Source organism: Dietzia sp. Cai40, assembly GCF_014145165.1.
GTDB lineage: Bacteria > Actinomycetota > Actinomycetes > Mycobacteriales > Mycobacteriaceae > Dietzia > Dietzia natronolimnaea.
In genome coordinates, this window is the sequence record NZ_JAALEB010000140.1 from 1 (window position 1) to 4,736 (window position 4,736).

Annotated in this window: 4 protein-coding genes; 2 read left to right on the top strand and 2 right to left on the bottom strand. The window is 71.9% G+C overall.

Annotation, left to right across the window (positions count from 1 at the left end):
- Positions 1-217 precede the first annotated feature (217 nt).
- Together purF and purM are read left to right on the top strand one after the other, a co-directional pair.
- Complete coding sequence (gene purF, locus G6022_RS06195) at positions 218-1,867, top strand: amidophosphoribosyltransferase (RefSeq protein ID WP_182616724.1); 1,650 nt, start codon at positions 218-220, stop codon at positions 1,865-1,867.
- A gap of 40 nt (positions 1,868-1,907) precedes the next feature.
- Positions 1,908-2,993, top strand: a complete 1,086-nt coding sequence (gene purM, locus G6022_RS06200; protein ID WP_179524614.1) for a phosphoribosylformylglycinamidine cyclo-ligase — start codon at positions 1,908-1,910, stop codon at positions 2,991-2,993.
- Between the two features lie 88 nt (positions 2,994-3,081).
- Here purM and G6022_RS06205 read toward each other — a convergent pair whose 3' ends face one another.
- A complete protein-coding gene (locus G6022_RS06205) occupies positions 3,082-3,285 on the bottom strand; it encodes a DUF3073 domain-containing protein (RefSeq protein WP_179524615.1) in 204 nt (67 codons plus the stop codon).
- A gap of 132 nt (positions 3,286-3,417) precedes the next feature.
- Entirely contained in the window at positions 3,418-4,581 is a 1,164-nt protein-coding gene (locus G6022_RS06210; RefSeq protein ID WP_179524616.1) for a folate-binding protein YgfZ, read from the bottom strand.
- Between the last annotated feature and the right edge of the window lie 155 nt (positions 4,582-4,736).

Consider the following 4,736-nt stretch of genomic DNA (forward strand, 5'->3'; position numbering starts at 1 on the left):
GGTCCGGGCGTCGGGGACCCGGGCCGACGAGGTCGCGGCGGGGCTGCCGGTGGTGCGTCCCGGCTGAGCGTTCGGCGACCCGGGCGGGTCCGGACGACCTGCGCATGAGAAGGGGCCCCACCCGCGGGACGGGGACACGGGACTGGGGTCACGGGGGTCGGGGAACGTACACTCGAACAGCACCGCCGGGGTCCGTCCGGGCGGACCGCCCCGAAACATGAGGGAGCACCACCAGGTGGAGAGCACGTCGTCACGTCCGGCCCCGTCCGGATCACTCCGCCGCACCAGTGGCCGCGCCGCCGTCGGTCTGGGTCTGCCCGACCCGTCCGTTCCCGGCCCGACCGGCCTGCCGATCGACACCGAGCGCATCGGTCCGGTCGAGGAGTGCGGTGTCTTCGGTGTCTGGGCTCCCGGCGAGGACGTCGCCAAGCTCACCTACTACGGCCTGTACGCGCTGCAGCACCGCGGCCAGGAGGCCGCCGGCATCGCCGTCGCGGACGGCGAGCAGGTGCTCGTCTACAAGGATCTCGGACTGGTGAGCCAGGTCTTCGACGAGAAGACCCTCGAGTCGATGAGCGGACACGTGGCGATCGGCCACTGCCGGTACTCCACGACCGGCGCCGCGTCCTGGGACAACGCGCAGCCCATGTTCAGGCCCACCACCGGCGGGGGGTCCGTGGTGCTGGGGCACAACGGCAACCTGGTCAACACGCAGGAACTCAAGCGCTACGCCACCACGATCGGCATCCGGGGTTACACCGAGAACAGCACCCACTCGGACTCGGACATCGTCTCCACCCTCCTCGCCCACGAGGCGGGTGACGGGGGCCTCGAGGAGGCGGCGGCCCGCCTGCTGCCGCGCCTGCGCGGCGCCTACTGCCTGACGTTCTCCGACGAGAACACGCTGTACGCCGCCAGGGATCCGCACGGGGTGCGCCCGCTCGCGCTCGGACGGCTCGAGAGGGGCTGGGTGGTCTCGTCCGAGACGTCGGCCCTGGACATCGTCGGGGCGTCGTTCGTCCGCGACATCGAGCCCGGTGAGCTGATCGCCATCGACGCCGACGGCGTCCGGTCGCGCAAGCTCTCCGAGCCCACCCCCAAGGCGTGCGTCTTCGAGTACGTGTACCTGGCGCGTCCCGACTCGGTGATCAACCAGCGGCTGGTCAACTCCGCCCGCGTGGAGATCGGCCGCAAACTGGCGGTCGAGCACCCCGTCGAGGGGGACCTGGTGATCCCGGTGCCGGAATCGGGGACACCGGCCGCCGTGGGCTACGCCCAGGGGTCCGGGATCCCCTTCGCCCAGGGGTTGACCAAGAACGCCTACGTCGGCCGTACGTTCATCCAGCCCAGCCAGACGATCCGGCAGCTCGGCATCCGGCTCAAGCTCAACCCGCTGCGCGAGGTCATCCAGGGGAAGAAGCTGGTGGTGGTGGACGACTCGATCGTCCGCGGCAACACCCAACGGGCCCTGATCCGGATGCTGCGGGAGGCCGGCGCCCTCGAGGTCCACGTCCGTATCGCCTCCCCGCCGGTCCGCTGGCCGTGCTTCTACGGCATCGACTTCGCCAGCCCCGCCGAACTGATCGCCAACGGGGTCGACGCCACCGACGGGATGCTCGAGGGCGTCCGCAGGGCGATCGGGGCGGACACCCTCGGGTACATCTCGGTGGACGGGATGATCTCGGCCACCGGGCAGCCGCGGGACGAGTTGTGCGCCGCGTGCTTCGACGGCCACTACCCCATCCCGCTCCCGGACGACTCGCCGATGAGCGCGGCCGTCCTGGCACTGGCCGCCCAGGTCGACGGTGAGATACCCGATCGGCACCTGGTCCTGCACGACAACGCGGACGCCGTCCGCCGACCCTGACCGGGCGCCCGACCACGGGCGCCGATGAGGAGAACCGAAGATGACCGAGAACCCCCACCCCGCGAGCGGCGCCTCGTACGCCGCCGCCGGAGTCGACATCGACGCCGGCGAGCGCGCCGTCGAGCTGTTCGCGCCCCACGCCAAGCGCGCGACCCGGCCGGAGGTGATGGGTGGCCTCGGGGGCTTCGCCGGGCTGTTCTCCCTGAAGAACTCCTACCGTCAACCGCTCCTGGCCTCGTCGACGGACGGCGTCGGGACCAAGATCGCGGTGGCGCAGGCCATGGACGTCCACAACACGGTGGGCATCGACCTCGTGGCCATGGTGGTGGACGACCTGGTGGTGTGCGGGGCCGAGCCGCTGTTCCTCCAGGACTACATCGCGATCGGCAAGGTCGTGCCGGAACACGTGGCCGACATCGTCGAGGGGATCGCCGAGGGCTGCGTCCGGGCCGGTTGCGCGCTGCTGGGCGGCGAGACCGCCGAGCACCCGGGACTGATGGCCCCCGGCGAGTACGACATCTCGGGCACCGGGGTCGGGATCGTCGAGTCCGACGAGGTCCTCAAGGCGGAGAACGTCCGCCCCGGCGACGTGATCGTGGGGATGGCGTCCTCGGGCCTGCATTCCAACGGGTACTCGCTGGCCCGGCACGTACTGCTGGAACTCGCCCGCCTCCCGCTGGAGGGGCACGTAGAGGAGTTCGGTCGCACCCTGGGTGAGGAACTCCTCGAGCCCACCCGCATCTACGCCCTGGACTGCCTGAGCCTCATCGCCGAGACCGACGTCCGGGTGTTCAGCCACGTCACCGGTGGAGGCCTGGCGGAGAATCTCGCGCGGGTCATGCCGCGCGGACTGGTCGCGCGTCTCGACCGTGGCCGCTGGCCCGTGCCCGCCGTGTTCGGCACGATCGCCCACCACGGCCGTGTCGAGCAGGCCGAGATGGAGCGGACGTTCAACATGGGGGTCGGGATGATCGCCGTGCTCCCGGCCGAGGACGTGGACCGCGCGCAGGCGGTGCTCACCGCCCGGCACGTGGACAACTGGGTGATCGGACACGTGGACAAGGCCGGGGAGGTCGCCGCGGACGGACCGCGCGTCGTCCTCGAGGGATCACACGCCCGCTTCTAGCCGGGCGGCGCACCCCGCCACACGAACGTGGGCCGGGCATCCTCGCTGGATGCCCGGCCCACGTGTAGGCGGCGGTCGGGGAGTGCGGTCAGAACCTGCTGTCGCCGTCGGACCACGACCCGTACGGGTCGTCGTCCTCCTCGGCACCGGGCCGATCGGTGCTGAGGCGTGTGGTGGGCGCGCCACCACCGGCCAACTCCGCCTGGAGACGTTCTAGGTCCGTCTGCGGAGTGTTGTACTTGAGTTCGCGAGCGACCTTGGTCTGCTTCGCCTTCGCGCGGCCTCGGCCCATTGACCTGACCCCCTCGGAAACGGTGCTGGGCCACCTCGGGGGTGCCCATCAATGTGAGTATCTGCCTGTCCACAGGATAGCGTGCCCGGCGCGGAATGTCCGCCCGGGTGTCGTGGGGGCCACCTCGGGCTCCTACGCCTGGCCGCGCAGCCTGCGGATCGCCTCACGTCCGGCCTGCGGGCCGGAGTCGTGCGGGACGGAGTCGGGATCGATGGCGGCGGAGACCCCGTCCACCTCGAGAACGGTGTCGGACGGCACCGACCGCTTGAGCAGGGCGAGCGCCACCGGGCCGTACTCGTGGTGCTGGACGACGGTCCCCACGCGCCCCACGGTGCGGCCACCGGCGAGGACCTCGGCGCCGGGGGAGAGCGACTGGTCGCCGCCGGAGCCGTCCAGGTGCAGACGCACGAGGACCCGGGGGGACTTGCCGAGGTTGTGGACGCGGGAGACCGTCTCCTGGCCACGGTAGCACCCCTTGTCCAGGTGGACCGCGCCGCGCTGCGCCACCTCGCCGATCCACGTGGGGATCTCGTGGGGGATGGTCTTCTCGTCGGTGTCCACGCCGAGTCGCGCCCGGAGCGGGTCCGTCTCCACCGCGCGGAGGGCCTCGAACGCCCACGAGCCCGCCGGACGGGCGCCGGCCCGGACCGCCGCGTCGAACCATCCGGTCAGCCCGGCCCGGGGGACGAGGAGATCGACCGAGCCCGCCAACGGCCACGGCATCCGACGTGCGATCCCGCCCCCCGGCAGAGGGACGCTCGCGTAGTCGCCGACGGGGAGCTCCACCATGGTCCCGTCCGGAGCGGTGAGGGCACCGGGGAGCCCGGTGCCGGCGAGGGTGACGACGACGAGGTCGGCGGCCTCCGGAGTGGCGTCTGCCCAGAAGACCATCCGGGTCAGGAACGTGAGCAGGGCCGCGCCCCGGCCGGGCTCGGTGTCCATGACGAGTGTCCCGTCGACGTCGGAGAGCACCACGTGGTGCTCCACCCGACCGTTGGCGTCCAGGATCAGCGTCTCGCCACCGGAGCGGTCCTCCAGTTCGGACACGTGCTGGGAGACGAAGCCCTCGAGCCAGCTCAGCCGCTCGCCACCGCCGATGGTCAGCACGTCGCGGTGGGAGCGGTCGACGACCACCACGGAGGTGGTGGCCGTGCGCTGCTCACCGAAGGGGTCGCCGTAGTGGAACGGGACCCCGGCGTCCGGGCCGGGACCCGGGGTGTCCACGGCGCCGGGACGGGTCAGGATCGGGCTGTGGTAGCCATTGTCGGTCCGGTCGGGCACAGCTGGGACGGTCACGATCGCGATCCTACGTGCGTCGTCGTAGTGTTGCCGCCATGGGCACTGCGGCGGGAGAAGGAGCGGACCGGGCGACGGACCGGGGGGCGGACGCGCGGGTGGTCGTCCTGGTCGCCGGCGGGCCGGACGGCCCACGCCCCCGGGTGCACCCCGCC

Bases quoted from the DNA above. Each gene is read 5' to 3' on its own strand.
- purF (WP_182616724.1), top strand. From the start codon at position 218: ATGAGGGAGCACCACCAGGTGGAGAGCACGTCGTCACGTCCGGCCCCG.
- G6022_RS06205 (WP_179524615.1), bottom strand. From the start codon at position 3,285: ATGGGCCGAGGCCGCGCGAAGGCGAAGCAGACCAAGGTCGCTCGCGAA.
- purM (WP_179524614.1), top strand. From the start codon at position 1,908: ATGACCGAGAACCCCCACCCCGCGAGCGGCGCCTCGTACGCCGCCGCC.